Origin of the sequence: Paenibacillus artemisiicola (genome assembly GCF_017652985.1) — a bacterium.
Taxonomy (GTDB): Bacteria; Bacillota; Bacilli; order Paenibacillales; family Paenibacillaceae; genus Paenibacillus_Z; species Paenibacillus_Z artemisiicola.
Map to the genome: position 1 here is coordinate 570,785 of NZ_JAGGDJ010000001.1, position 22,931 is coordinate 593,715.

Below are 22,931 nucleotides of genomic sequence, written 5' to 3' on the forward strand. Positions count from 1 at the left end.
ATGAACAATTCGAATCCATCCGCGGTCCTTTCATTCATAGCCCGCTTCAATGCGAAGTAAGTGGCGCATGCGATACCCGATTGGTCCTGCATCCTAGATTCGACATGAATTGGCAATGAACAAACGTCCCGCATTCGAAGTCCTTTCCATACGAGTCCGAACGAGACGAACAAGAGGAGAGATTCGCGATGAAGAAACTGATCGAAGCCGTGATGCGGCGAGCGGGGATATTGACGATCGTCGTCCTGCTGCTGCTGGCTTGGGGCGCCGTTGCCGCCGTCCAAATGCAGCGCGATTATTTGCCCGGCATTAACAACACGACGCTCATGGTGTCGCTGCGCGCTTCGTCCTATCAGGCGGACCAAGTGAAGCGCGACATTACGGCGCCGCTTGAACAAGTCATCCGCAGGACAGACGGCATCGTCGATTTCGAGACGACGTCCTACGACGGCGGACTGCTCATGAATTTGTCTTACCCGATGAGCTATGACATGGACAAGGCCGAACGGGACATTCGCATGGCGCTGAACGACGCCGAGCTGCCGGACGGGGTCAATCCGCCGGCCGTCACGCGGCTCACGACCAGCACGTTCCCGATGCTGAGCTACAGCTTGACGGCGCAGAACGGGAAAGTCGATGACGATACGCTGCGCTCGACGGTGCAGACCGATATCGCCAACCAGCTGAGAACCGTGCCCGGCGTGTCGGACGTGCAGACCGTCGGCGGCGCCAAGAGCGGGTATGCGGTGCTGATCCGTACGAAGGATCTGGCCGCGGCCGGCATGACGCTCGACGACTTCAACAAGTCCGTCACGGCCGCCGTTCCCGCGCTGCAGGGCAACGTCCAGAACGTGAAGTCGCCGTTCCCGGTACGCGTGGAAGGCTGGGACATGACGGAACAAGACATCAACGATATCGCGATCAAGAACAAGGACGGCGCAAGCGTGCCGTTGTCGGCGGTGGCTTCGGTCTCGAGGGCGCTCAACGACGTGCAAACCGTGTCGCGCACGAACGGCAAGGCCAGCGTATTGATCAACGTCATCAAGACCCCGGGCGCCAACATTACGAAGGTTGCCGACCAGGTGCAGGCCCGCGCGGCCGCGCTGCCCGACGTCCATAACGGGGCGGTCAAGATGACGCTGACCGGCGACCGCGCGCATGACTTGAACGCCTCGCTGATGGGCCTGGTGCGCGAAGGCATCTTGGGCTGCGCGTTCTCGATGCTCTGCGTGCTGTTCTTCTTCCGCAACGTCCGTTCGACGCTGCTCATCGCCGTATCGCTTCCGATCTCGCTGCTTGCGACGACGGCCATATTGAAGAGCATGGGCGTGACGCTGAACATTTTGACCGTCTCCGGCCTGATCGTGGCCATGGGCCGCATCGTGGACGACGCGATCGTCATCTTGGACAACATGCATCGCCGGATGCAGGAGAAGCGCGAGCAGGGAGCGCTTCACGCCCTGTCGTCGTCCGTCGTCGAGATGCTGCCGGCCATCTTCGGTTCCACGGCGACGACGGTCGCCGTCTACGCGCCGATCGCGCTCGTCGGCGGCATTATCGGCGCTTCGTACTCCGGCTTCGCGTGGTCGGTCGTCATCGCGCTGGCCGTATCGTTCCTGGTGGCCATGCTCGTCATTCCGGCGTTCGCGTATATGGGCTGGCATAAGCCGAGCGGCAAAGCGGTAACGCTCGAACCGCTCATGAAGCCGCTCCTGACGTCGGCGCTCAAGCATCGCAAAACCGTGCTGGGCACGTCGTTGATCGTCTTCCTGGCCGCGGGATGGTTTGCCGCGCAGCTGCCGTTCAGCCTGCTCCCCGGCACGGCAAGCGGCCAAGTCGCCGTTCAGCTGGAGCTGCCGAAAGGCACGCCGTTGTCGGAAGTGGACCAAGCGGTCCAAGGCGTGGAAACGGTGCTGGGGGAGGACCCGCAAGTCGATTCGTATTCGGCCGCGTTCGGCTCGTCGTTCACGCCGCAGGCGGATGACGTCTTCGACCAGGGCGGCGGCTACATTCAACAACCGAATATCGCCAATCTGTCCGTCGCGCTGAAGGATCAGCAGCAAGCGGAGGCTTACATCGGCTCCCTGCGGCAGCGCCTAGGCAATCAACGAGGCGCCGCCGCCGTGACGGTCACGAACCAGAACATCGCCGGGGATGACTCCACGATCAATATCATGCTGAGCGGCGCGGACGCCGGTACGCTCGACAAGGCGGCTGGCGCCGTGCGCGCCAAGCTGGCGGCGCTTGACGGACTCAGCGTCGTCGGCAAAACCGATCTCACCAACGGCGTTCCGAAGTTTACGATTGCGCTGGACCGGGGAAAAGTGATAAAAGCGGGCGTTTCCAGAGACGCGATCAACCACGTCCTGGCCCGTTACATGACCAAGGGGAAGGACTTCGACATCTCGGTCTCCGGCGGAACGGGGATCATCCCCGTCGACGTGTATCTCGATCCCGTTATGACGGGACAGCCGAAAGGAGACGGCGCGCTGCCCGTCTACGCCGCCGATCAGGCGCTGGCTTCGCTGCGAGCCGAGACGGTGAAGGGGACGGACGGCGCGGTCTACCGGCTGGATCAGCTCGGAACGGTCGGGAAGAGCGACGCGGTCTCCTCGATCCAGGAGCGGGACGGCAAGCCCGAGTCGGTGGTTCAGGCGCGCATCGTCTCCAGCGATATCAGCGGCGTCTCGAAAGCCGTGAATAAGTCGCTTCAGGCGATGCGTCTTCCGGCCGGCGTCACGTATTCGCTCGGGGGCATTACGCAGCAGGTGACGCAGATGATCGTCGAAATGACGATTGCCGTCGCCGTCTCGATCCTGCTCGTGCTGCTCATCACCAGCTTGATCTTCCGCGGCTGGCGCGCGCCGATCGCCGTGCTGATCAGCATTCCGCTCGCGCTCTCCGGCGTGGTGCTCGCGCTCTACGCCGCGCACGGACAGTGGAATCTCGCCGCGCTGATCGGAGGGCTGATGCTGACCGGCATCGCGGTGACCAACGGCATCGTGCTGATCGACAAAATCGAACGCAACCGCCGGGAAGGCATGGACTTGCGCGAAGCGGTCCTGCAAGGCAGCCTCTCCCGGGTTCGTCCGATCGCGATGACGGCGGCCACGACGGTCTTGACGCTCCTTCCGCTGGCGCTGTCCGGGGACGACGGCACGGTCGTCTCGAAGGTGCTGGGCGTTGTCGTCATCGGCGGCATGATCACGTCGACGCTGAACAGCTTCGTCGTCATTCCGATTTTGTACGAAGCCATGAACCGCAAGAAGCACCGGGACGCGGCCGCGAGCGTCTCGGCCTAATCCAAGCGGAGCAAGGCGGATTGCGCGTTCGCAATCCGTCTCGTTCCGCAATCGGGAGGCAATCACCATGGACTACTTGACGAATTTGCTGGCGCATTACGGGTACGGACTCGTCTTTCTCTTCCTCTGCCTCGAAATGCTGGCCTTGCCGCTTCCCGGCGAGATGATGATGAGCCTGGCCGGCCTCTCCGTGTACGAACAGAAGCTGAGCTGGTTCGCCAGCATCGCTTCGGCGAGCGCGGGCGTCTTGACCGGCGTGACGCTGTCGTATTGGATCGGATACCGGCTCGGAAGACCGTTCATCGCGCGGTACGGGCATCGCGTTCATCTGACGGAAGCCCGCATGGACAAGATGACGCGATGGTTCGGGAAGTACGGGGACAAGCTGCTTTTCGTCGCGTATTTCATTCCGGGCATTCGGCATATGACCGGTTATTTTTGCGGAATGACCCGGATGCCGTTCCGTCGTTACGCGCTCTTCGCTTACGCCGGGGCCGTCTTTTGGGCCGGCTTGTTTATCACGCTGGGCAAGGTGCTCGGGCCGAAGTGGGAGGCGTATCACGCTGTCATCAATCACGACCTGATTCTGATCGGCGCCGCATCCGCGATCCTGGCCGTCATGTACGATCTCTATCGCAAATCCAATAGTCGGGTCGGCGAGCTGCTCGCGCGGCTGCGGGCGACGGCCGTTCGCCGGGCGCATGCCTGCCGTAACGTCCGGCTGCTGCTGCTCCCGACGTCCTACGCCGCGTTCGAGTGGCTGAGCGCGGCGCTGCGGACGGCGCTGCCTCGCCTTGGACCCGTCGCGTTCGGCGTTCAACGGGTTAATACGCTGCCAAGCGGGGCAACCTTAATTTCCTTAACGGTTTGCGGATGTTCGGCGCTGCTGCTCTTGCGGTCCTGCCGGCATATCCGCGTATGGGTCGGTCTGACTGCCATGCTGCCTGAGCTGCTGCGCAAATTCCGGTCCGTACGGGCATAAGCCATCATGAAAGGAGGCGTCGGCGATGTCGATGCTCCATAACTTCCCGCTCCTGGCCGCCCTCTGCGCGATCGTGGCCGCTCAAATCGTCAAAGTGCCGGTCTACCTGATTACGCACCGCACCTGGAACGTCGGGCTCGGCTTCAGCACGGGCGGGATGCCGAGCTCGCATTCCGCGGCGGTCACTTCGCTGGCGACGGCGATCGGATTGAAGGACGGCTTCGACTCCAGCGGGTTCGCCATCGCGGCGATCGTGAGCGCGATCACCATGTTCGACGCGGCCGGAATCCGGCGCCATGCGGGCATGCATGCCTCGATCTTGAATCAGTGGGCCAAATCCGTGCCCGGCCTCCTGCAGGAAGGCAACTTGTGGCGCGAATTGAAGGAGCTGCTCGGTCACCGGCCGAGCGAAGTATACGCGGGCGCGTGCTTCGGCATCGTGGTCAGTTTGCTGCTCTATTACGCCTTTGCGGTATGATTCGCAGCTTCATTGCTGCCACCCGGGCCGCGCGTTTACGGAAGGATAGGAGTATGGCATGACGGGGAAAGCTTCCTTATCGGCAGGAGTTGAACGCATGTGGTGGATGAGGAGCTAAGTCGAATCATCGCGCGGGCAAGAGGAGGCGACCAGGACGCGTTCTCGATGCTTGTCGCGCGTTATCAAGGCCATGTTTTTCGACATGCCTTCGGGATGCTGGGCGACCGGGGGGAGGCGGAAGACGCGGTCCAGGAGATCTTCATGAAAGCCTATCTGGCCTTGGGCAAGCTGGACGACGTGCATGCCTTCTACAGCTGGCTCATGCGCATCGTCTCGAATCTATGCAAGGATAAGCTGAAACAGCGGGCCAGGACCGTCGAGATCGGCGAGATGCCGGGTGACGCCGTTCCGGATCCGTCGGCCGGCGACCCGAATCTGAGGGTCTCGATGCAGGAAGCGCTCGGGCGACTATCCGTCGATCACCGTGAAATCCTGCTCTTGCACGATATCCAAGGGTTTCGGTACGAAGAGATCGCCGCGCTCGCGGCCATACCGGTCGGGACGGTCAAGTCCCGGTTGTTCGCCGCAAGAATGGCGCTGCGGAAATTATGGAACCGGGGGGAGGAGGACTGACATGCACCCCGAAGAACAGTTGTCGGCCTATATGGACGGAGAGCTGGAGGAGGACGCGCGGCTCGAAATCGAAGCGCACCTGGAACGGTGCCCGTCCTGCCGCATGCTGCTGATGGAATTAACGGAAATGACCCGGAGCTTTACCGCCGAAATGCTCGCGTTAGCCGAGCCGCCCGGCTTGGAAAATCGTGTCATGCGGGCCGTGGCGCGCGAGAATCGCATCCGCGGTCTCGGAAGGCTCTGGCTCTTGGTGCCGCTGCTAGCCGCATTGGCGTTCGTCCTGCTTGCGGTCGTCGCCGGACCGGTCGCCGTTCATGTGATGCGCGGCGCATTGGCGGTCGGCAAGGCGCTGCTCTATACGACCTCGCACGCCGTGTCGGATATGCCGGTCTTGGCGGCCGCGGCGGCCGTGCTGTCGCTGAGCGTGCTCGCCGCTTCGATCCTGTCGCTTCGCAGGCTGCTCCGGTCGGCGGCCGTATGAAGGAGAATCGCATGATGAAGAAGCTGGTCGCCATGCTCGGCCTTCTGGTCGCGGCCGTACTCCTTATCGCGCCTTCGGACGTCTCCGCCCGCAGTTTTTTCGCGCATGCGTCCACGTCGGTTCCCGCGGGGCAGACCGTGGACGACGTGTACGTGGTCGGGGGAGATGCCGACATTCGCGGACACGTGACGGGGGCGGTCGTCGTCGTGAACGGCAATCTGCACTTCGCGTCCACCGCGAAGGCGGACGGCGCCATCGTGGTCATCGGCGGGCGGATCACGCAGGACGAAGGCGCGCAAACCGGCGACGATATTCATAACCTGACCCTGGATACCGGCACGCAAAACAGCCTGCTCATCGGCGGCGGGATGATCGCGGGCGTATGGACGCTTCAACTGGCCTCCAGCCTGCTGCTAATCGTCCTTCCGGTATCCGTCTATTTCATCGGCGGGCGGAGGGCATCCGAATGGGTGAAGCGGCAGTCCGGCCTGTCGTGGAAAAGACAACTGTATCTCGGCGGCATAAGCGGCGTCATGCTGCTAGCGTTCAGCGCGCTGTGCGTCGTGACGATCATCGGGATTCCCTTCCTGCTTCTGGTCCTCTTGATCCTGCTGGCCGCCTGCGTCGTCGGGATGACTTCCCTCAGTTATCAGATCGGGGGATTCTTGCAGGAGCAATGGCTGCCGAACGACTGGGTTCGGCTGATCGTCGGCGCGACGCTCATCGCGGCCATCGCGAATATCCCGGTCATCGGGTGGCTGGCGGTTCTGTTCTTCACCTTGTTCTCGCTCGGCGCGTTCACGCAGTGGCTCGCTTCGCTGCGCAGGAAGAAGCCTCGCGCATAACATGCGGCTTATTATGCATGAAAAACGGTACCCGGTGTTCATAATAGGCAAGACAGGATCGACAGCGACTTAAGGACGAGGAAGTGAAGCGGGCATGACGACGAAATCGGCAGCGGGCCAAAAAACCGAACGCGAAGGGAACGCGCTGTTCTTCGCGATGAAAGTCGCCGCATGGGCGGCGCTCATCATCGGCGCCGTTTTGTGTCTCACCAACTACAGCGACTTCAGCGACAGCAACAGGCGATTGATGGCCGGAATCGGCTTTCTGGTGGGCAGCGTGTTCATCTACATGATCGGCACGGCCATCAACCTCGTGCACAAGCGCAAGACGGAATCGGAATAATCGGTTCGCGAATAAGGGCTGTTCCCCGTAAAGGGGAACGGTCCTTTTTCCCTTGTCATAACCTGCCGCTCCGGACGCTGTAATATTGAACCGCCATCCGGGGAAAAATAATGCAATCCAAGGCGAGGACTAGGAGATGAGGAACTTATGATTACTTCGAAGCTGATGCGCCCGTTGACCACCGGCGGCGTATTGGCGAGCACCGTCCTGTTCGCATCGGGCTGCAAGTCGATGATCGTCTTCGATCCGAAGGGACCGATCGGCGAACAGCAGCGCGATCTGATCTATTTCACTATGCTGCTGTGCCTGATCATCCTGGTGCCCGTGCTGCTGATCGCGGCCTGGATCGTCTGGCGCTACCGCGACAGGAAGAACAACCGCGCGCCTTACCAGCCCGTCTGGTCGCACAGCACCAAGCTGGAGATCGTCTGGTGGGGCATTCCGATCGTCATCATCGTGGTCCTGGCCGTCGTGACGGCGCGCTATACGTACGCGCTGGATCCGGCGAAGCCGATCGAGTCCGACAAGAAGCCCGTCACCATCCAGGTCACGTCGCTGGACTGGAAGTGGCTGTTCCAATACCCGGAGCAAGGGATCGCCACGGTCAACTACTTGGCCATTCCGGAGCGGACGCCGATCAAGTTCGAGCTGACTTCGGACGGCCCGATGAACGGGTTCTGGGTGCCGCAGCTGGGCGGGATGATCTACACGATGTCCGGCATGGCGACGACGATGTACCTGCAAGCCGACGAGCCCGGCAACTATATGGGGACCGGGGCGAACTTCACGGGCCGCGATTTCGCGAAAATGGGCTTCACCGCCAAAGCGCTGCCGCAGAAGGACTTCGATCGCTGGGTAGCCGACGCGAAGGCTAGCGGGAACGCGCTCACCGAAGAGGGCTACCAGACGCTTGCGAAGCCCGGAACGACGGACCGGATGACGTTCGCTTCCATCCCGTCCGGCCTGTTCGAGCGCATCGTCCATGACTACTCCATGAGCCGCGGAGCGCCTCCGGGCTATACCTTGAGGGCCGTGACGCTCAGCGAGGAAAAGAAAGCGGAACATACGGCGCATCCGAAGAACGGCCAGCTGCCGCCCGGCAACGGCGCGCAGAAGGATGCCCCGGACGCCCAGAGCCTCGGGCAACCCGATCATCGATCGGGCCATATGCACCTGATTCACGGCAAATGAGAGGAGGAACTACCTTGTTTGATTCACTCACCGATTTCGTCTCGTGGTTCTTCGTCTCGGGCGACCCGCTGATTTACGGGGCGGACGTGGCGATCGCGCTCACGACGATCGCGATCGTCTTCGTCCTGACCTATTTCGGCAAATGGGGCTGGCTGTGGCGCGAATGGCTGACGACGGTCGACCATAAGCGCGTCGGGATCATGTACATCATCGCGGCGCTGCTGATGCTGTTCCGCGGCGGCGTCGACGCGCTCATGATGCGGACGCAGCTGGCGTTTCCAGATATGAAATTCCTGTCGCCGGAGCACTACAACGAGGTGTTCACCACGCACGGCGTCATCATGATCCTGTTCATGACGATGCCGCTCATGTTCGGCTTGTTCAACATCGCCGTGCCGCTGCAGCTCGGGGCGCGCGACGTCGCGTTCCCGTTCCTCAACTCGCTTAGCTTCTGGTTGTTCTTCTTCGGCGCGATGCTGTTCAATATGTCCTTCGTCATCGGCGGCTCGCCGAATGCCGGCTGGCTGTCGTATCCGCCGCTCTCGGAGATGACGGGCAGCCCGGGCGTAGGAGAAGACTTCTACATCTGGGGCATTCAAATTTCCGGGATCGGGTCGCTGATGACGGGCATCAACTTCATCGTCACCATCGTCAAGATGCGCGCCCCCGGGATGACCTGGTCGCGGGTGCCGATCTTTACGTGGTCGGTGCTCTCGAGCTGCATCGCGATTATCGTGGCGTTCCCCGTATTGACGGTCACGCTGGCGCTGCTGTTCCTGGACCGCTTCCTGGGCGCGCACTTCTTCACGATGGACGGCGGCGGCAATGCCATGATGTACGTCAATTTGATCTGGATGTGGGGCCACCCGGAAGTGTACATCGTCGTGCTGCCCGCCTTCGGGATCTACTCGGAGGTCGTCGCGACCTTCTCGCGGAAACGGCTGTTCGGCTACGGTTCCATGGTGTTCGCGATGCTGAGCATCAGTCTCATGGCGTACTTCACCTGGCTGCACCACTTCTTCACGATGGGCTCGGGAGCGAACGTCAATCTCTTCTTCGCGATTTCGACGATGATCATCGCGATTCCGACCGGCGTGAAAATCTTCAACTGGCTGTTCACGATGTTCCGCGGACGGATCTCGTTCACGACGCCGATGCTCTGGACGATCGCCTTCATTCCGTGCTTCGTGGTGGGCGGCATGACCGGCGTCATGCTGTCGGTGGCGCCGGCGGACTTTCAGTTCCACAACAGCTACTTCCTCATCGCCCACTTCCATCAGGTGCTGATCGGCGGGGCCGTATTCGGCTACTTCGCGGGCTTGTATTACTGGTGGCCGAAGATGTTCGGCTTCAAGCTGAACGAAACCATCGGCAAATGGGCGTTCTGGATCTGGAACATCGGGTTCTACGTATGCTTCATGCCGCAGTACGTGGTCGGTCTCGACGGCATGACCCGCCGGCTCAGCTCGTACGGGTGGGATACGGGCTGGTGGGCGCTCAACTTCACCTCGACCATCGGCGGCTTCCTCATGGGACTCGGCTTCCTGTTCCAGGTCTGGCAGATCGCGCACAGCATCAAGTTCATGGAGAAGGACGCGTCCGGCGATCCGTGGGGCGCCCGCACGCTGGAATGGTCCATTCCGTCGCCGGCGCCGCTCTATAACTTCGCGACCACGCCGATCGTGACGGACCGGGACGATTGGTGGGAGGAGAAGGAACGCATCGCCGCGGGCAAAGCGCCCAAGGAAAGGCCGAAGCTCGAGCCGATCCATATGCCGAAGAATTCGCCGATCCCGTTCATTCAATCGGTCTGCTGGTTCACGGTCGGCTTCGGGCTCGTGTTCCACTGGCTCTGGATCGCGATTCCCGGATTCGTCGGCATCGCGTTGACGCTGCTGGCCCATTCGTTCAACTATGACACCGATTACTACATTCCCGTAGACGAAATTCGGCGTACGGAAGCCAAGGCAGGGAGGATTGTCTGATGGCGCACGCTCACCATCAATCGCTCGGGCACCAGGGCGGCCACGAAGGCCATCACGATTTGGAGGAGCTTCGCAAATTCGGCTTCTGGATCTTTCTGATCACCGACTGCATCTTGTTCGCGACGCTGTTCGCCACCTTCCTCGTGGTGCACGAGAATACGGCCGGCGGCCCCGGGGCAAAGGAGCTCTTCGAGCTGCCCGGCGTCATCGTCGAAACGTTTATCCTCCTGACGAGCAGCTTCACCAGCGGGCTCGCCGTGCTGGCGATGAACGCGGGCAGCCGGAACGGGCTGCTGGGCTGGCTGATCGTGACGATTCTCCTCGGAGCCTGCTTTATCGGCATGGAAGTGGCGGAATTCCTGAAGCTCGTGCACGAGGGGCATACGATTCACTCCAGCGCGTTTCTTTCCGGCTTCTTCACGCTGGTCGGCACGCACGGGATGCACGTATCGCTCGGGGTCTGCTGGATCACCGCGCTGATCGTCCAGCTGAGCCGGCACGGCCTGACGCCGGTCACGCGGCGGAAGGTGCAGATTACGAGCTTGTATTGGCACTTCTTGGACGCCGTTTGGATCTTCGTCTTCACGTTCGTTTATTTGATGGGGGTGATGTGACGTGGCGCAGCATAACGCGATCGGACGCGGCGGCCATGAAGGGCATGGCGGACACCACGGTTCGCTGAAGGAATATGTAATCGGATTCGGACTCTCCATCGTCCTGACGATCATTCCGATCCTGGCCGTCATCGACCACTGGTTCGGAAAGACGGCCACGATCGTCGTGCTATTGATTACGGCGGTGCTGCAGTTCGCCGTTCAACTGCTGTTCTTCATGCATCTACGGGAAGAAGAAGGGCCGCGCTACAACCTCATCACGCTCATTCTCGGCCTGATCATCGTTATCGTCGTCGTCTACGGGTCCATTTGGATCATGGACCATAACGCGATGTACTAGCGGCGATATGAAGAAAGGAAGCGGCCGCGAGGGAGCCAGGGTTAGTCCGCTCCGGTCGGGCATAACGCAAAAAGTGTGCCTGTACCCCGGAATCGGAGCATAGATTAAACTTGAAAGGAGGTGAGGCGCGATGTTGTTCGATATCCAGGCCTTCATGCATTCCCTCTCCAAATGGCTCATTATCCTCGGTTATGGCGCGTAGGTTGACGTGGATGAGCAGCCGGAATAAGAAGCTTGCGAGCGTAAAGGTCATGTTCAACGATTTCAAGTTAAATACGTTTGACGCAAAGCCCCGTGGCGAATGTGCTGGCGGGGCTTTGTTTCACCCTTGGGCGAATGCGCTGGATCTGCCACCGGAGCGTCTATATCCTGCAGGCCGACGGCTTGCGCTCCGTCTGCTTGCCACCGCCGAGCGCGTCGATGCGCCAGCCCTCGGCAACGGCGGTAAAATGTCCGATTTCCCCGTATTGAAAGTCCCGTTCGCCCGAACATGCAGGCTTGCATCCGGCTTATACTGAGTGCAAGTACGGACAAGCGACATGGAATGGAGCGTGGGATAGGATGAGCTTGATTGTGGAATCGCTTACATGCGAATATCGTACGAATGTGCTTGGCACGGACGTCAAGGTGCCGCGATTCGGATGGAAGCTGCGGTCCGACCGCCGCGGCACGCTTCAAACCGCGTACCGGCTGCAGGTTGCGGAGGCGGACGGCGATTTCGCGGCGCCGCTCTGGGATTCCGGCCGCATCGCGTCGGATGCGTCGATACAGGTCGCGTACGCCGGGCCGGAGCTGCGGTCGCGCACGCGCTACCGGGCGAGAGCGATGGCGTGGGACGGCTTCGGCCGCGAATCGGCGTGGAGCGAGCCCGTCTGGTGGGAGACGGCGTTCTTCTCGCCGGCGGAATGGCAGGCGAAGTGGATTACGCCGTCCGCGGCGGCGATCGATCCGAAGGCGGAGCCGGCCTTCCTGCTGGCGAAGCGTTTCGCCGTCAAGGCAGGCGTCGCGTCCGCCCGCGTCTACGCGACGGCCGCGGGCGTGTACGAGCTGTACGTGAACGGCGAGAAAGTCGGCGACGAGCTGCTCGCGCCGGGCTGGACCAGCTATCGCAAGCGCCAGCAGTATCAGACGTACGACGTGACGGACCGGCTCGCCGCCGGCGGCTTGAACGGCATCGGCGCCATGCTCGCCAACGGCTGGTACAAGGGCCGCCTCGGCTGGGCGACGACTTCCAGTCTGTACGGCGATCGCCGGGCGCTGCTGCTGCAGCTGCATATCGTCTATGCCGACGGCACGGAGGAGATCGTGTGCAGCGACGAGTCGTGGAAAGCGGCCGAAGGCGCGATCCGTCTGGCCGAGCTGTACGACGGCGAGACGTATGACGCGAACCTGGAGCAGCCCGGCTGGAGCGCCGCGGCCTTCGACGATTCGGCGTGGAGCGGCGCGGAGAGCCTCGCGCTTCCCGTCAAGCATCTGGTCGCGCAGGAGCATCACCCGCTTCGCGTCATCGAGACGATTAAGCCGCGGCAGCTGATCCGTACGCCGAGAGGCGAAGTCGTGCTCGACATGGGCCAGAACATGGTCGGCCGCGTTCGGATGACGCTGGACGTGCCGGCCGGCACGACGATAACGCTGAAGCACGCGGAAGTGCTCGACAAGGACGGCAATTTCTACATCGGCAACCTGCGTTCCGCCAAGCAGTTGATCGTCTACACCGCGGCGGGCGTGCCGGGCGAGACGTACGCGCCGACGTTCACGTTCATGGGCTTCCGCTACTTGTGCGTCGAAGGATTGCCGGAAGCGCAGGAAGCGGGGCTGTTGGACGCCGTCGCAGGCGAAGTCATCCATACCGACATGGCGCCGACCGGCGAATTCGACTGCTCGAGCGACATGGTCAACCAGCTGCAGCGGAATATCGAGTGGGGCCAGCGGGGCAATTTCGTCGATGTGCCGACGGACTGCCCGCAGCGCGACGAGCGGCTCGGATGGACGGGGGACGCGCAGGTATTCGCGCGAACGGCCGCGTTCAATTACGACGTGGCGGCGTTCTTCACGAAGTGGCTGCGCGACCTGAAGGCCGATCAGAATCCGAACGGCGGCGTGCCGTTCGTTATTCCGAACGCGCTGAACGAGACGGACCCGCCGACGCCGCAGGAGAAGATCCCGTCTTCGGCCGCCTGGGGCGACGCCGCCGTTATCGTGCCGTGGACGATGTACCTCTGCTACGGCGACGCGCGGCTGTTGTCGGAGCAGTACGAGAGCATGCGCGCGTGGGTGTCGTACATCCGCAGCCAAGGCGACAACGAATATTTGTGGAACACCGGCTTCCATTTCGGCGACTGGCTCGGCTTGGATGCCAAGGAAAACAGCTACGTCGGCGCAACGCCGCGCGACTTGATTGCCACGGCTTTCTACGCGTATTCGACCCGGCTCGTCCGCGAGACGGCGGTCGTGCTCGGCAAGGCGGCGGACGTGCGCGCGTACGGCGAGCTGTACGACCGGATCAAAGCGGCGTTCAACCGCGAATTCGTGACGCCGAACGGGCGCTTGGCCGCGCCGACGCAAACCGCGCACGTGCTCGCGCTCGTGTTCGATCTCGTCGAAGGCGGCGCGAAGAAGCGGATCGCGCGCGAGCTGAACGACCTGGTCGCGCAAAACGAGCACCATCTCACGACCGGCTTCGTCGGCACGCCGTACTTGTGCTTCGCCTTGTCGGACAACGGCTACCACGCGACGGCCGTGAAGCTGCTGATGCAAGAGACGTATCCGTCCTGGCTCTACTCCGTCTCCAAAGGCGCGACGACGATTTGGGAGCATTGGGACGGGATCAAGCCGGACGGCTCGTTCTGGAGCGACGACATGAACTCTTATAACCACTATGCGTACGGCGCGATCGGCGAGTGGATGTACCGCTACGTGGCGGGTCTCGACATGGACGACGCCGAAGCGGCGTACAAGAAGCTTCGCATCCGTCCCCGATTCGCGGACGGCGCGCTCACGCATGCGCGCGCGGCGCTGGAATCGCCTTACGGCCGGATCGAAGCGGGCTGGGCGCAGGAGGCGGAGGAGACGATCGTGCGCATCGCGGTGCCCGCGAACGCGACGGCCGAACTCATACTGGACGGCATCACCCTGGCTGAGCTGAAGGAGGACGGTCTCGCGGCCGAGCTGGCCGATGGCGTAACGGCGGCCGAAGAAACGGACGGCGGCGCGAGACTGACGCTGGGCTCGGGCAGCTACGCGTTCCGCTACCCGGCGAAGCAGGCGGCGGAGCAGGAGACGGTTACGGCTTAACAAGAGATTAATGGCATAAAATATAAATCCGAAGCGGTCTTGATAATAGCCGCTTCGGATTTTTGCCATGTAGTGCTAGATGGGCAGAGATTAATATTAATCCCGTTAACTATCTTAGGCGCGTCTAGCATGTGCCGCCGCAATCTCTCCGAAACAAAAGCAGCCGAAACGGCCACGCTTCGTGAACGAAGGATCGTTTTAGTAAAAGCGTTTTTTCTTTACCTGCGAGTCGTGCGGTATGGTACGATGAAGGCGAGATGATGGCAGCGTTTTCCAAGCGCGGTAATATTCGCATTGCTTGATCAATCGGACACGCCGATTCTTGACGATAGCGGTCGGCGAACGATCGAATGAAAGGAGGCCTTGACATGGCTGATCCACTCTTCGAAGATCCGCGGCTCGCGGACGTATACGATCTCTTCGATTCGCCCGACCGGCCGGATCTTGATCCTTATGTCGCGATGGCGGACGAGTTCGGCGCCCGAACGATCGTTGATCTGGGGTGCGGGACCGGCAACCTTGCCTGTCGCCTGGCTTCCTTGGGAAAGGAAGTCATCGGCGTCGATCCGGCGCTCGCTTCGCTTGCCGTTGCCCGCCGCAAGACGAGCGCGGAGCGGGTGAACTGGATCCATGGAACGGCAGACGCGCTGGTCGGCCTGCAAGTCGATCTCATTACGATGACCGGCAACGTCGCCCAAGTCTTCCTCGCGGACGAAGCGTGGTCTTCCGTGCTTCATGCCTGCCGATCGGCGCTGCGGCCCGGCGGAAGGCTGGTATTTGAGGTTCGCGATCCTGCCAAGCAAGCCTGGCGGAACTGGGATCGGACGCTGACCTATCAGGAGATTGATTCGCCTTCCGGCGGGCGCGTGGCGTCTTGGACCGATCTGCTGGATGTGCGGCTGCCCTTGGTCTCGTTTCGGCATACCTTCGTCTTTCGCGGCGACGGCAAGGTGCTGACGTCGGACTCGACCTTGAGGTTCCGAAGCAAGCGCGACATCATGGAGGCCCTATCGGCTGCCGGCCTGAGCGTCGAAGACATTCGGGACGCGCCGGATCGGCCCGGACTGGAATTCGTCTTCATCGCCCGACGCCCGGAGTCTCCGTGATCATGTTCCGCAGCGTTTCAAGCGTGACTAGCATCAAAACCAACTCATTCGAGAAGGAGCCGATGACATGCTGGAAAGAATCAGCAAGCAGCTATATCTTTACGAGGACACCTGCAAGGTGTACGCGATTCGAAATGATCGCGAGGCGGTTCTGATCGATTTCGGATCCGGAGCCGTGCTGGAGGAGCTCCGTTCGATCGGCGTAGAGCGGGTGACGGATGTTTTGGTGACCCATCATCACCGGGATCAGGTCCAAGGACTGGAGAAGGCCGTCGCCGCGGGAGCGCGCATCTGGGTACCGCATCATGAGCAGGATTTATTTACGCATGTCGATCTCCACTGGCTCGGACGCGAAATCTATAATAATTACGATGTCCGCCAGGATAAATTCTCCCTCTTGGAGCCGGTCGCGATTACGGGCACGCTGAAAGATTATGCGCGCCATACGTTTGGCGGACGAACCTATTCCATATTCCCGACGCCCGGTCATACCATCGGCTCGATTTCGATCCTAACCGAAGTGGATGGCCAGCAAGCGGCGTTCACGGGCGACTTGATCGCCGCGCCCGGCAAGGTATGGTCGATGTCGGCGACGCAGTGGTCCTATAACGGTTGCGAAGGCGTGTTGAGCACCGTTTTGTCCGCGACGGATTTGCTCGGCATGCAGCTTCACCTGCTTCTGCCGTCCCATGGAGAGGTCATGCGAGAGCCCGCGTCGGCCCTTGAACTTCTCGCGGAGCGCATGAAGCGTCTATTGGAGCTGCGCGGGCAGCAATCGGGCTTGGAGGAAGTGTTGAATCCCGCTTTCGTGGAAATCACGCCGCATCTGATCTGGAACCCCCGATCCTTCGCCAATTCCTATGCGCTGCTGTCCAAGAGCGGCAAAGCCCTGCTGATCGACTTCGGCTATCCGAACATTCATCAAACCTTTTACGCGGGCGCCGACCGCTCCTCGCGCCGTCCGGGTTTGCGGCAGATCGACCAGTTGAAGCGTCGTTATAAGCTGACGGGGATCGACGTCGTCATTCCGACGCATTACCATGACGATCATGTTGCCGGCCTGAATCTGTTACGGGACGCGGAAGGCGCCAAGACGTGGGTCGCCGACAATTTTGCCGATCTGCTCGAACATCCGTCGCGCTACGACGTGCCGTGCATCTGGTACGATCCCATCCCGGTAGACCGCCGTCTGCCGCTGGAACAGCCGATTCGCTGGGAGGAATACGAGCTTCAGCTGTATGAACAGCCCGGCCATACGCTGTACGCGGCGGCGATCGCGTTCGAGGTCGACGGGAAGAAGGTCGTCGCCATCGGCGATCAGCAGGGCACGGACGGCAAGCTCAATAATTATGTGTATAAAAACAAGTTTCGTTCGCAGGATTATACGCTGAGCGCCGAGCTGTACCGCAGGCTGAATCCCGACCTGATTCTATCCGGACATTGGGATCCGCTTTCGGTCACGGCCGAGTACTTGGACCGGCTTGCCCGCGACGGCGAGCAGTTGAAGGCGCTTCACGAGCTTCTGCTGCCGGTCGACGAGATCGATATGGGGGCGGAGGGGTTCTGTGCCTGGATCAAGCCGTATCAGCTGGAGCTTCGGGACGGAGAAGCGGCCGAGATCACGGTCGAGGTCTTGAATCCGCTGGCTTCCCGGGAGACGGTAACGGTCACGTTGGCGGCACCGCAAGGCTGGGACATCGAAGCAAACGACCGGCGGCTGGACATCGATCCGCAGGCCGTCGAGCAGGTACGGTTTCGAATAACCGCGCCATCCGGACAACGCGTGAAACGGGCGCGGATCGCCGCCGACATTACGGTCGGTACCCGCAGGCTGGGACAGCAAGCCGAAGCGCTCGTCACGGTGACCGCTCATTCGCTGTAAGAAAGCTTAACATCCGGTCGGCGGCTCCGCGGCATAATTGCGTCCCGTTCCGCCATACAATGATTACCGAAGCGTACCTTAAATCGGAAGGATAGGCGAATCGTATGAACATAAACGGAAATACGGTTCTCATTACGGGCGGCACGTCCGGCATCGGCCTTGAATTGGCGGTTCAGCTGCTCGAGCTCGGGAATACCGTGCTGATTACGGGGCGGGATCAAGCGAAGCTGGAAGCGGCAAAGCAGCGGCTGCCGGCGGTACATACGTTTCCAAGCGACGCGGGGGATCCGCAAGCGATGGCGGCCTTGTTCGAAACGACAGTGAAGCAATTCCCGAGCCTGAACGTGCTGATTAACAACGCGGGCTTCATGCGCAGGCTGAATCTCCATGATCCCGACATGGATCCGGAGGACCTCAATCGCGAGATCGTAACGAATTTGAGCGGTCCGATTCGAATGGTCGCCCAATTTCTCCCGCAGCTGAAAACGCAAGCGTCGGCCGCGATCCTGAACGTCTCGTCGGGACTTGCGTTCGTCCCGCTGCCGATCTCTCCGGTCTATTGCGCGGCGAAGGCGGGGCTTCATTCGTATACCCAGTCGCTGCGGGCGCAGCTCAAAACGACGAACGTGCGCGTGTTCGAGCTCGCGCCTCCGTTGACGGAGACGCCGCTGGTGCATTCGTTCGACTCGGCGGAGCTGGCCGGCTCGAAGCCGATGGACGTGTCCAAAATGGTCCGGTTCGCGATACGGGGCATGGAGCGGAACCAATTCGAAATTCGGCCGGGGCAAAGCAACGCCCTCAAGCTTATGAACCGCATCGCGCCGAATTTCATCCTCGGCCAGCTCAGCAAGTCCGTGGACCATATGCTGACGGAGTCGAAGTAATCGGTCGTCTGCCGCAAGCAAGGATGTACTAAAAAAGCGCCTAGCTGGCGCTTTTTTTGTCGCTATGGCCGTTACGTCATCGCATAAGCCGCTCCGCTGAACGTGATTGGCCCCGTGATTTCTATAACGCCCGTTCCGGCGTACGACAGCCGGCATTCATAGACGTGGAAGCCTTCCGATACATCGAAATCCGCGCCTTCCGTGGTGATCAGATGCAATTCTTCCGTTTCAAAGTCGCCCACGCCTTCCAAATCATGCGTTCCGACCCAGATGACGTCGCCATCCCGTATAAATGCGATTCGAATCGCCAATACATCGTTGGAGGGATGCGCCAGGCCTAAGGTCATGCTTAATTCCACGCGATTCGGCGCGCCGCTGCTTAGAAATAGCCCGATGTCCGCCAAGAGGATCTCAACGTCCGGGTCGGAGGTAAGAAGCGGCAAGGGGATGTCGCCGGGGAGCACGCCGCCTGGCATTCCGTTGCTGGGCTGACTGACCTTATAATCAAGCAAAATAGCCGGCAATCGATCACATCCTTAAGGTTATGAAATACTACAACCTATGCGCCGGGTTGTCCCGAAGCAAGGGACAAGCGCTTACCGGGCGGCCTGTTCTTCCGCAACTTTCGCCGGCACATCGGCGTTTATGTAGTTGTGATGGTTTATCGACGCCATACATAACCGTTCCGTTAAGGACAATGCTGTAAAAGCGACCTGTGCGTTTGAAAATCGAAAGCAGATCCAAGGAGGAAGCACGATGCAAAAAGCAGGCTTTTCCGCTGCGCGGCTTCGCCGTCTAAGCAGCACCCTGCAGGATTATGTGGATCGCGGCGAGCTTGTCGGGGCGGTCGCGATGGTTCATCGCAAAGGCGAGGAAGCCTATGCCGAGGCGATCGGCTGGCAGGACCAAGAGGCACGCCTTCCCGTTCGGCGGGATACGCTCTTCCGCATCATGTCGATGACCAAGCCGATCACGGCCGCAGCCGCTTTGCTGTTGGTCGAAGAAGGCAAGATTCGGCTGCACGACCCGGTGGATGCCTGGCTTCCGGAACTGGCTAACCGCGTGGTGCTGCGCAAGCCGCACGGAGAACCCGACGACGTCGTGCCGGCGTCTCGCCCGATTACGCTCCATGACCTGCTGACTTCGCGCATCGGGATCGGCTGGGAGGATCATCGGCTGCAAGCCGACGTGATGAAGCTGCTGCCCGCGCCGGTGGCCAAGCAGCTGGGGGTACTGGATGCCGACGAGCAGCTCGATCCGGATGCCTGGATGAAACGGCTGGGCGAGCTTCCGCTTGTCGTTCAACCAGGCACGCGCTTTCTCTATCACATTGCCCACGAAGTGCTTGGCGTATTGATTGCGCGGGTATCCGGCCAACCGCTGGATGCGTTCTTCCGCGAACGGATCTTCGGGCCTCTTGGGATGAAGGATACGAGTTTCACGATTTCGCCGGAGAAACAAAGCCGGCTGTCCGTCGCCTATGCGCCGAAGGCGGGAGGAGGACTCGTCGAGCTGGATCGGCCGGAATCGACGGAATGGGCGAACGCGCCCGTCTTCCTGTCCGGAGGAGCCGGCCTGTTGTCCACGGCGGACGATTACCAGCGGTTCGGACGCATGCTGCTGGGCCTCGGGGAGCTCGACGGGGTGCGCCTGCTATCGCGCAAATCCGTGGAGGCGATGATCACCGACCACTTTACGCCCGAACAGCGCGCGCTGCCCTTCTTCGACGAAACCGATTACGACGGGTCGCCGATGTGGACGAACAAGGGATACGGATACGGCGTCTCGGTCAGGACGAAGCAGATCGGCATCGGACCGAGCGCAGGCTCGTTTTTCTGGCCGGGCGCGCTGGGGTCGACCTGGATCGCGGATCCGCGGGAAGAGCTCATGGCGACGCTGCTGATTCAGCGCAGCGGGGCGCAGCTGCCCAAGAACAGCCTGATCGCGTATGATTTCTGGACGATGATCTATCAGGCCATCAACGACTAATGCGCATGCATGCAGCAGCGTTGACTCGGGGAGCTGCTAGGATACGATAGCGGGCGGCTTGTGAAACAGCTGCGCAAGTTGCCCGTGCATCGGGAGGCTGCAGCTTGTCGCCGCGCGGATTTGGTCCGTGCATGGTTTAATCGTACCGGCGGATGTGGTAAGTTGGAGGGGACACGAAGCCGACGAAGGAGCTGGGCCGCATGTATTTGAAAAGCATTTCGCTCGAGCGGAAGGAGGATATGAATCCGCGCGACTATCCGTTCTCGATTCCCGTCATTCGGTCATTAACCATATTAACCTTCAAGTCGAACGTCGCGTTCTTCGTCGGAGAGAACGGCTCCGGCAAGTCGACGCTCCTGGAATCGATTGCCTACCAATGCGGCTTCAACACGGCCGGAGGCGGGCGAAGCAACGCGTACGAGGTCGAAGCTTCCGCTTCCGCGCTCGGCAGCCATTTGCGGCTATCTTGGATGCCGAAGATCACGAACGGTTTCTTTCTTCGCGCGGAGACGTTTTATAATTTCGCCAGTCATATCGATTCCATGCCGGATTCGCTGCCTTATTACGGCGGCCGGTCGCTGCACGCGCAATCGCACGGCGAGGCGTTCCTGTCGTTGTTCAACCATCGGTTCGGCGGCCGGGCGATCTATCTGCTCGACGAGCCGGAGGCCGCGCTGTCGCCGGCCAGGCAGCTGGCGCTGCTGCGGATTATCCACGATCTCGAATCGGATGCGCAGTTCATCATCGCCACGCACTCGCCGATCTTGCTCGGTTACCCCGGCGCGCAAATTTTCGACTTCGACGCGGTTCCGGTCGGGGACATCAAGTACGAGGATACGCTGCATTATCAGCTCACGAGAAGGTTTCTGGACAACCGCGAGCGCGTGCTGAAAGAACTCTTCGAGGATAAGGAAACCGACGAAGACGAGTGACATGTAAACCCGACAAACCCCCATATTCGGCGGTTACCCGCTGAACATGGGGGTTATTTGCGGTGCGGCATCGCGATGATTACCGGGCGCCCATATTAGGCCGTCATATTAGGCCGTCATATTAGGCGCCCTTCGACATGCGGCCGACGAGCAGAAGCATGAGGAACGAGAGCGCGATCATCGCGCCGGCCCAAGCCCAGGCCATTGTCATGCTTCCGCCGTCCGACGCGACGTAGATCGCGGTCGGGATCGTCTGCGTCCGGCCGGGGATGTTGCCCGCGACCATCAGCGTCGCGCCGAATTCGCCGAGGCCCCGGCAGAAGCCGAGAATGTACCCCGATACAAGCGAACGCGCGGCGAGCGGCACGGTGATATGGCGAAATACCTGCCATTCGTTCGCGCCCATCGCCCGGGCGGCATGTTCCAAATCGGCGTCGACGCCCTGCAGACCGGTCTTGATCGTCCGGTAAGCCAGCGGGAACGCGACGACCGCCGCCGCGATGACGGCGGCCCCCCACGTGAACAGGATCGGTCCGCCGAAGAGCGACTCGTACGCTTTGCCGATCCAGCCGCGCCGCCCGATGACCACGAGCAGAACGAAGCCGATGACGGTCGGCGGCAGCACGAGAGGGAGGAGCAGAATCGTTTCCAGCATGCTCTTGCCGAAAAACCGGGCTCTCGCCATCGGCCAGGCGATGAACAGCGAAGCCGCGAACACGAGGACGCTGGCGACGACGGAGATTTGAACGGATAACCCGATCGGGTCCCAGAAGGTAGACCAATCCATGGCTGAACTCCTTGATGGAAGTAGGATAGCGGCGATTACAGCTTAAAGCCGTATTTGGCGAAGACGGCGTCCGCCTCGCTCGATTGCAGATACGCATAGAAGGCTTTGGCTTCGGCCGCGTGCTTCGTTTCCTTCACGATGCCGGCCGGATACAGGATCGGGCTGTGCACGCTCGGCAAAATGTTCAAGGCGATGCGGACCTTGCTCGAGGTCAGCGCGTCGGTCTTGTACACGAAGCCGGCGTCGACGTTGCCGGTTTCGACGTACGTCAGCACTTGACGGACGTCTTTGGCGTAAACGAGCTTCGATTGCAGCGAATTCCATACGCCGCGCGCGTTCAGCGTTTCTTGCGCGTACTGCCCGGCAGGAACGGATTCCGGCTGCCCGACGGCGATTTTTTTGACGGATTTAGCGGTGAGCTCTTTGACGGTCGTGTATGTCGTCTTCACGTCGGACGGTACGACCATGACGAGGTCGTTGTTCAGCAGCGTGGCATGGTCGGAGATCAGATTCGCTTTGACCAGCGCGTCCATCTGCTTCTGGCCGGCCGAGAAGAACAGATCCGCCGGCGCGCCTTGCTCGATCTGCTTCTGCAGCGTGCCCGACGAGCCATAGTTGAAGACGAGGTCGATGTCCGGGTGCTTCTTCTCGTAACTCTTCTCGATGACGTCAAGGCTGTCCTTCAAGCTCGCGGCCGCGGAGACGAGCAGCTCCGTTTTTTTGGATGCCGCGATCGACGGTTGAACGGGGAGCGTCAAGGCAGCCGCCAACAAGGTTGCGCCGAGCGCAAGGTGCATCTTCTTCATATCGAATCCCTCCAGGATACCTTGTGTATGGAAGTTATCGTAACATAACTCTTCAAG

21 protein-coding genes are annotated in these 22,931 nt (G+C 61.0%); 18 read left to right on the forward strand and 3 right to left on the reverse strand.

Annotated elements, in window-relative coordinates; genetic code table 11:
• Positions 1–188: 188 nt before the first annotated feature.
• The 16 genes from I8J29_RS02560 to I8J29_RS02635 all read left to right on the forward strand — a co-directional run bounded on the left by I8J29_RS02560 (position 189) and on the right by I8J29_RS02635 (position 18,360).
• Positions 189–3,302, forward strand: a complete 3,114-nt coding sequence (locus I8J29_RS02560; RefSeq protein ID WP_208846006.1) for an efflux RND transporter permease subunit — start codon at positions 189–191, stop codon at positions 3,300–3,302.
• Between the two features lie 67 nt (positions 3,303–3,369).
• The gene (locus tag I8J29_RS02565) at positions 3,370–4,284 is read left to right on the forward strand and encodes a DedA family protein (RefSeq protein ID WP_208846007.1); all 915 of its coding nucleotides are present in this window, start codon (positions 3,370–3,372) and stop codon (positions 4,282–4,284) included.
• A gap of 25 nt (positions 4,285–4,309) precedes the next feature.
• Entirely contained in the window at positions 4,310–4,762 is a 453-nt protein-coding gene (locus tag I8J29_RS02570) for a divergent PAP2 family protein (RefSeq protein WP_208846008.1), read from the forward strand.
• A 99-nt stretch (positions 4,763–4,861) separates the two neighbouring features.
• Entirely contained in the window at positions 4,862–5,395 is a 534-nt protein-coding gene (locus I8J29_RS02575; protein WP_208846009.1) for an RNA polymerase sigma factor, read from the forward strand.
• A 1-nt stretch (position 5,396) separates the two neighbouring features.
• Complete coding sequence (locus tag I8J29_RS02580) at positions 5,397–5,876, forward strand: anti-sigma factor family protein (RefSeq protein WP_208846010.1); 480 nt, start codon at positions 5,397–5,399, stop codon at positions 5,874–5,876.
• Positions 5,877–5,887: 11 nt separating this feature from the next.
• Positions 5,888–6,721 carry a hypothetical protein gene (locus I8J29_RS02585; RefSeq protein WP_208846011.1) on the forward strand — a complete coding sequence of 278 codons (834 nt, stop codon included), beginning with the start codon at positions 5,888–5,890 and terminating at the stop codon, positions 6,719–6,721.
• A gap of 94 nt (positions 6,722–6,815) precedes the next feature.
• Positions 6,816–7,064: a hypothetical protein gene (locus I8J29_RS02590; RefSeq protein ID WP_208846012.1), complete on the forward strand. Its 249-nt coding sequence runs from the start codon at positions 6,816–6,818 to the stop codon at positions 7,062–7,064.
• A 147-nt stretch (positions 7,065–7,211) separates the two neighbouring features.
• A complete protein-coding gene (gene cyoA, locus I8J29_RS02595; RefSeq protein WP_208846013.1) occupies positions 7,212–8,255 on the forward strand; it encodes a ubiquinol oxidase subunit II in 1,044 nt (347 codons plus the stop codon).
• A gap of 14 nt (positions 8,256–8,269) precedes the next feature.
• Positions 8,270–10,240, forward strand: a complete 1,971-nt coding sequence (locus I8J29_RS02600; RefSeq protein ID WP_208846014.1) for a cbb3-type cytochrome c oxidase subunit I — start codon at positions 8,270–8,272, stop codon at positions 10,238–10,240.
• Positions 10,240–10,854 (forward strand): cytochrome o ubiquinol oxidase subunit III, encoded by a 615-nt coding sequence (gene cyoC, locus I8J29_RS02605; RefSeq protein ID WP_090636937.1) that lies wholly within the window; start codon positions 10,240–10,242, stop codon positions 10,852–10,854. The genes I8J29_RS02600 and cyoC overlap by 1 nt, the downstream gene beginning before the upstream one ends.
• Before the next feature lies 1 nt (position 10,855).
• Positions 10,856–11,194, forward strand: a complete 339-nt coding sequence (cyoD, locus tag I8J29_RS02610; protein ID WP_208846015.1) for a cytochrome o ubiquinol oxidase subunit IV — start codon at positions 10,856–10,858, stop codon at positions 11,192–11,194.
• A 212-nt stretch (positions 11,195–11,406) separates the two neighbouring features.
• On the forward strand, positions 11,407–11,712 hold the full coding sequence (locus I8J29_RS02615) for a hypothetical protein (RefSeq protein ID WP_208846016.1): 306 nt from the start codon (positions 11,407–11,409) through the stop codon (positions 11,710–11,712).
• A 43-nt stretch (positions 11,713–11,755) separates the two neighbouring features.
• Positions 11,756–14,488: an alpha-L-rhamnosidase gene (locus tag I8J29_RS02620; RefSeq protein ID WP_208846017.1), complete on the forward strand. Its 2,733-nt coding sequence runs from the start codon at positions 11,756–11,758 to the stop codon at positions 14,486–14,488.
• Positions 14,489–14,856: 368 nt separating this feature from the next.
• Complete coding sequence (locus tag I8J29_RS02625; RefSeq protein WP_208846018.1) at positions 14,857–15,594, forward strand: class I SAM-dependent methyltransferase; 738 nt, start codon at positions 14,857–14,859, stop codon at positions 15,592–15,594.
• 67 nt (positions 15,595–15,661) lie between these two features.
• On the forward strand, positions 15,662–17,476 hold the full coding sequence (locus I8J29_RS02630) for an MBL fold metallo-hydrolase (protein ID WP_208846019.1): 1,815 nt from the start codon (positions 15,662–15,664) through the stop codon (positions 17,474–17,476).
• A gap of 104 nt (positions 17,477–17,580) precedes the next feature.
• Positions 17,581–18,360, forward strand: coding sequence for an SDR family oxidoreductase (locus I8J29_RS02635; RefSeq protein WP_208846020.1), 780 nt, complete (start codon positions 17,581–17,583; stop codon positions 18,358–18,360).
• Between the two features lie 71 nt (positions 18,361–18,431).
• On the opposite strand, the gene I8J29_RS02640 is transcribed toward I8J29_RS02635, so the two are convergent.
• Complete coding sequence (locus I8J29_RS02640) at positions 18,432–18,884, reverse strand: hypothetical protein (protein ID WP_208846021.1); 453 nt, start codon at positions 18,882–18,884, stop codon at positions 18,432–18,434.
• Between the two features lie 232 nt (positions 18,885–19,116).
• On the opposite strand from I8J29_RS02640, the gene I8J29_RS02645 reads away from it, so the two are divergent.
• Both I8J29_RS02645 and I8J29_RS02650 read left to right on the forward strand, forming a co-directional pair.
• On the forward strand, positions 19,117–20,349 hold the full coding sequence (locus I8J29_RS02645) for a serine hydrolase domain-containing protein (protein ID WP_208846022.1): 1,233 nt from the start codon (positions 19,117–19,119) through the stop codon (positions 20,347–20,349).
• A 200-nt stretch (positions 20,350–20,549) separates the two neighbouring features.
• On the forward strand, positions 20,550–21,281 hold the full coding sequence (locus I8J29_RS02650; RefSeq protein ID WP_208846023.1) for an AAA family ATPase: 732 nt from the start codon (positions 20,550–20,552) through the stop codon (positions 21,279–21,281).
• Positions 21,282–21,402: 121 nt separating this feature from the next.
• On the opposite strand, the gene modB is transcribed toward I8J29_RS02650, so the two are convergent.
• Both modB and modA read right to left on the reverse strand, forming a co-directional pair.
• On the reverse strand, positions 21,403–22,068 hold the full coding sequence (modB, locus tag I8J29_RS02655) for a molybdate ABC transporter permease subunit (RefSeq protein ID WP_208846024.1): 666 nt from the start codon (positions 22,066–22,068) through the stop codon (positions 21,403–21,405).
• Positions 22,069–22,103: 35 nt separating this feature from the next.
• Positions 22,104–22,874 (reverse strand): molybdate ABC transporter substrate-binding protein, encoded by a 771-nt coding sequence (modA, locus tag I8J29_RS02660; RefSeq protein ID WP_208846025.1) that lies wholly within the window; start codon positions 22,872–22,874, stop codon positions 22,104–22,106.
• Positions 22,875–22,931: the final 57 nt, after the last annotated feature.

Bases quoted from the DNA above. Each gene is read 5' to 3' on its own strand.
- I8J29_RS02650 (WP_208846023.1), top strand. From the start codon at position 20,550: ATGTATTTGAAAAGCATTTCGCTCGAGCGGAAGGAGGATATGAATCCG.
- I8J29_RS02590 (WP_208846012.1), top strand. From the start codon at position 6,816: ATGACGACGAAATCGGCAGCGGGCCAAAAAACCGAACGCGAAGGGAAC.
- I8J29_RS02630 (WP_208846019.1), top strand. From the start codon at position 15,662: ATGCTGGAAAGAATCAGCAAGCAGCTATATCTTTACGAGGACACCTGC.
- cyoC (WP_090636937.1), top strand. From the start codon at position 10,240: ATGGCGCACGCTCACCATCAATCGCTCGGGCACCAGGGCGGCCACGAA.
- modB (WP_208846024.1), bottom strand. From the start codon at position 22,068: ATGGATTGGTCTACCTTCTGGGACCCGATCGGGTTATCCGTTCAAATC.
- I8J29_RS02585 (WP_208846011.1), top strand. From the start codon at position 5,888: ATGATGAAGAAGCTGGTCGCCATGCTCGGCCTTCTGGTCGCGGCCGTA.
- I8J29_RS02570 (WP_208846008.1), top strand. From the start codon at position 4,310: ATGTCGATGCTCCATAACTTCCCGCTCCTGGCCGCCCTCTGCGCGATC.
- modA (WP_208846025.1), bottom strand. From the start codon at position 22,874: ATGAAGAAGATGCACCTTGCGCTCGGCGCAACCTTGTTGGCGGCTGCC.
- I8J29_RS02580 (WP_208846010.1), top strand. From the start codon at position 5,397: ATGCACCCCGAAGAACAGTTGTCGGCCTATATGGACGGAGAGCTGGAG.
- I8J29_RS02560 (WP_208846006.1), top strand. From the start codon at position 189: ATGAAGAAACTGATCGAAGCCGTGATGCGGCGAGCGGGGATATTGACG.
- I8J29_RS02635 (WP_208846020.1), top strand. From the start codon at position 17,581: ATGAACATAAACGGAAATACGGTTCTCATTACGGGCGGCACGTCCGGC.
- cyoA (WP_208846013.1), top strand. From the start codon at position 7,212: ATGATTACTTCGAAGCTGATGCGCCCGTTGACCACCGGCGGCGTATTG.
- I8J29_RS02645 (WP_208846022.1), top strand. From the start codon at position 19,117: ATGCAAAAAGCAGGCTTTTCCGCTGCGCGGCTTCGCCGTCTAAGCAGC.
- I8J29_RS02620 (WP_208846017.1), top strand. From the start codon at position 11,756: ATGAGCTTGATTGTGGAATCGCTTACATGCGAATATCGTACGAATGTG.
- I8J29_RS02615 (WP_208846016.1), top strand. From the start codon at position 11,407: ATGAGCAGCCGGAATAAGAAGCTTGCGAGCGTAAAGGTCATGTTCAAC.
- I8J29_RS02565 (WP_208846007.1), top strand. From the start codon at position 3,370: ATGGACTACTTGACGAATTTGCTGGCGCATTACGGGTACGGACTCGTC.
- I8J29_RS02625 (WP_208846018.1), top strand. From the start codon at position 14,857: ATGGCTGATCCACTCTTCGAAGATCCGCGGCTCGCGGACGTATACGAT.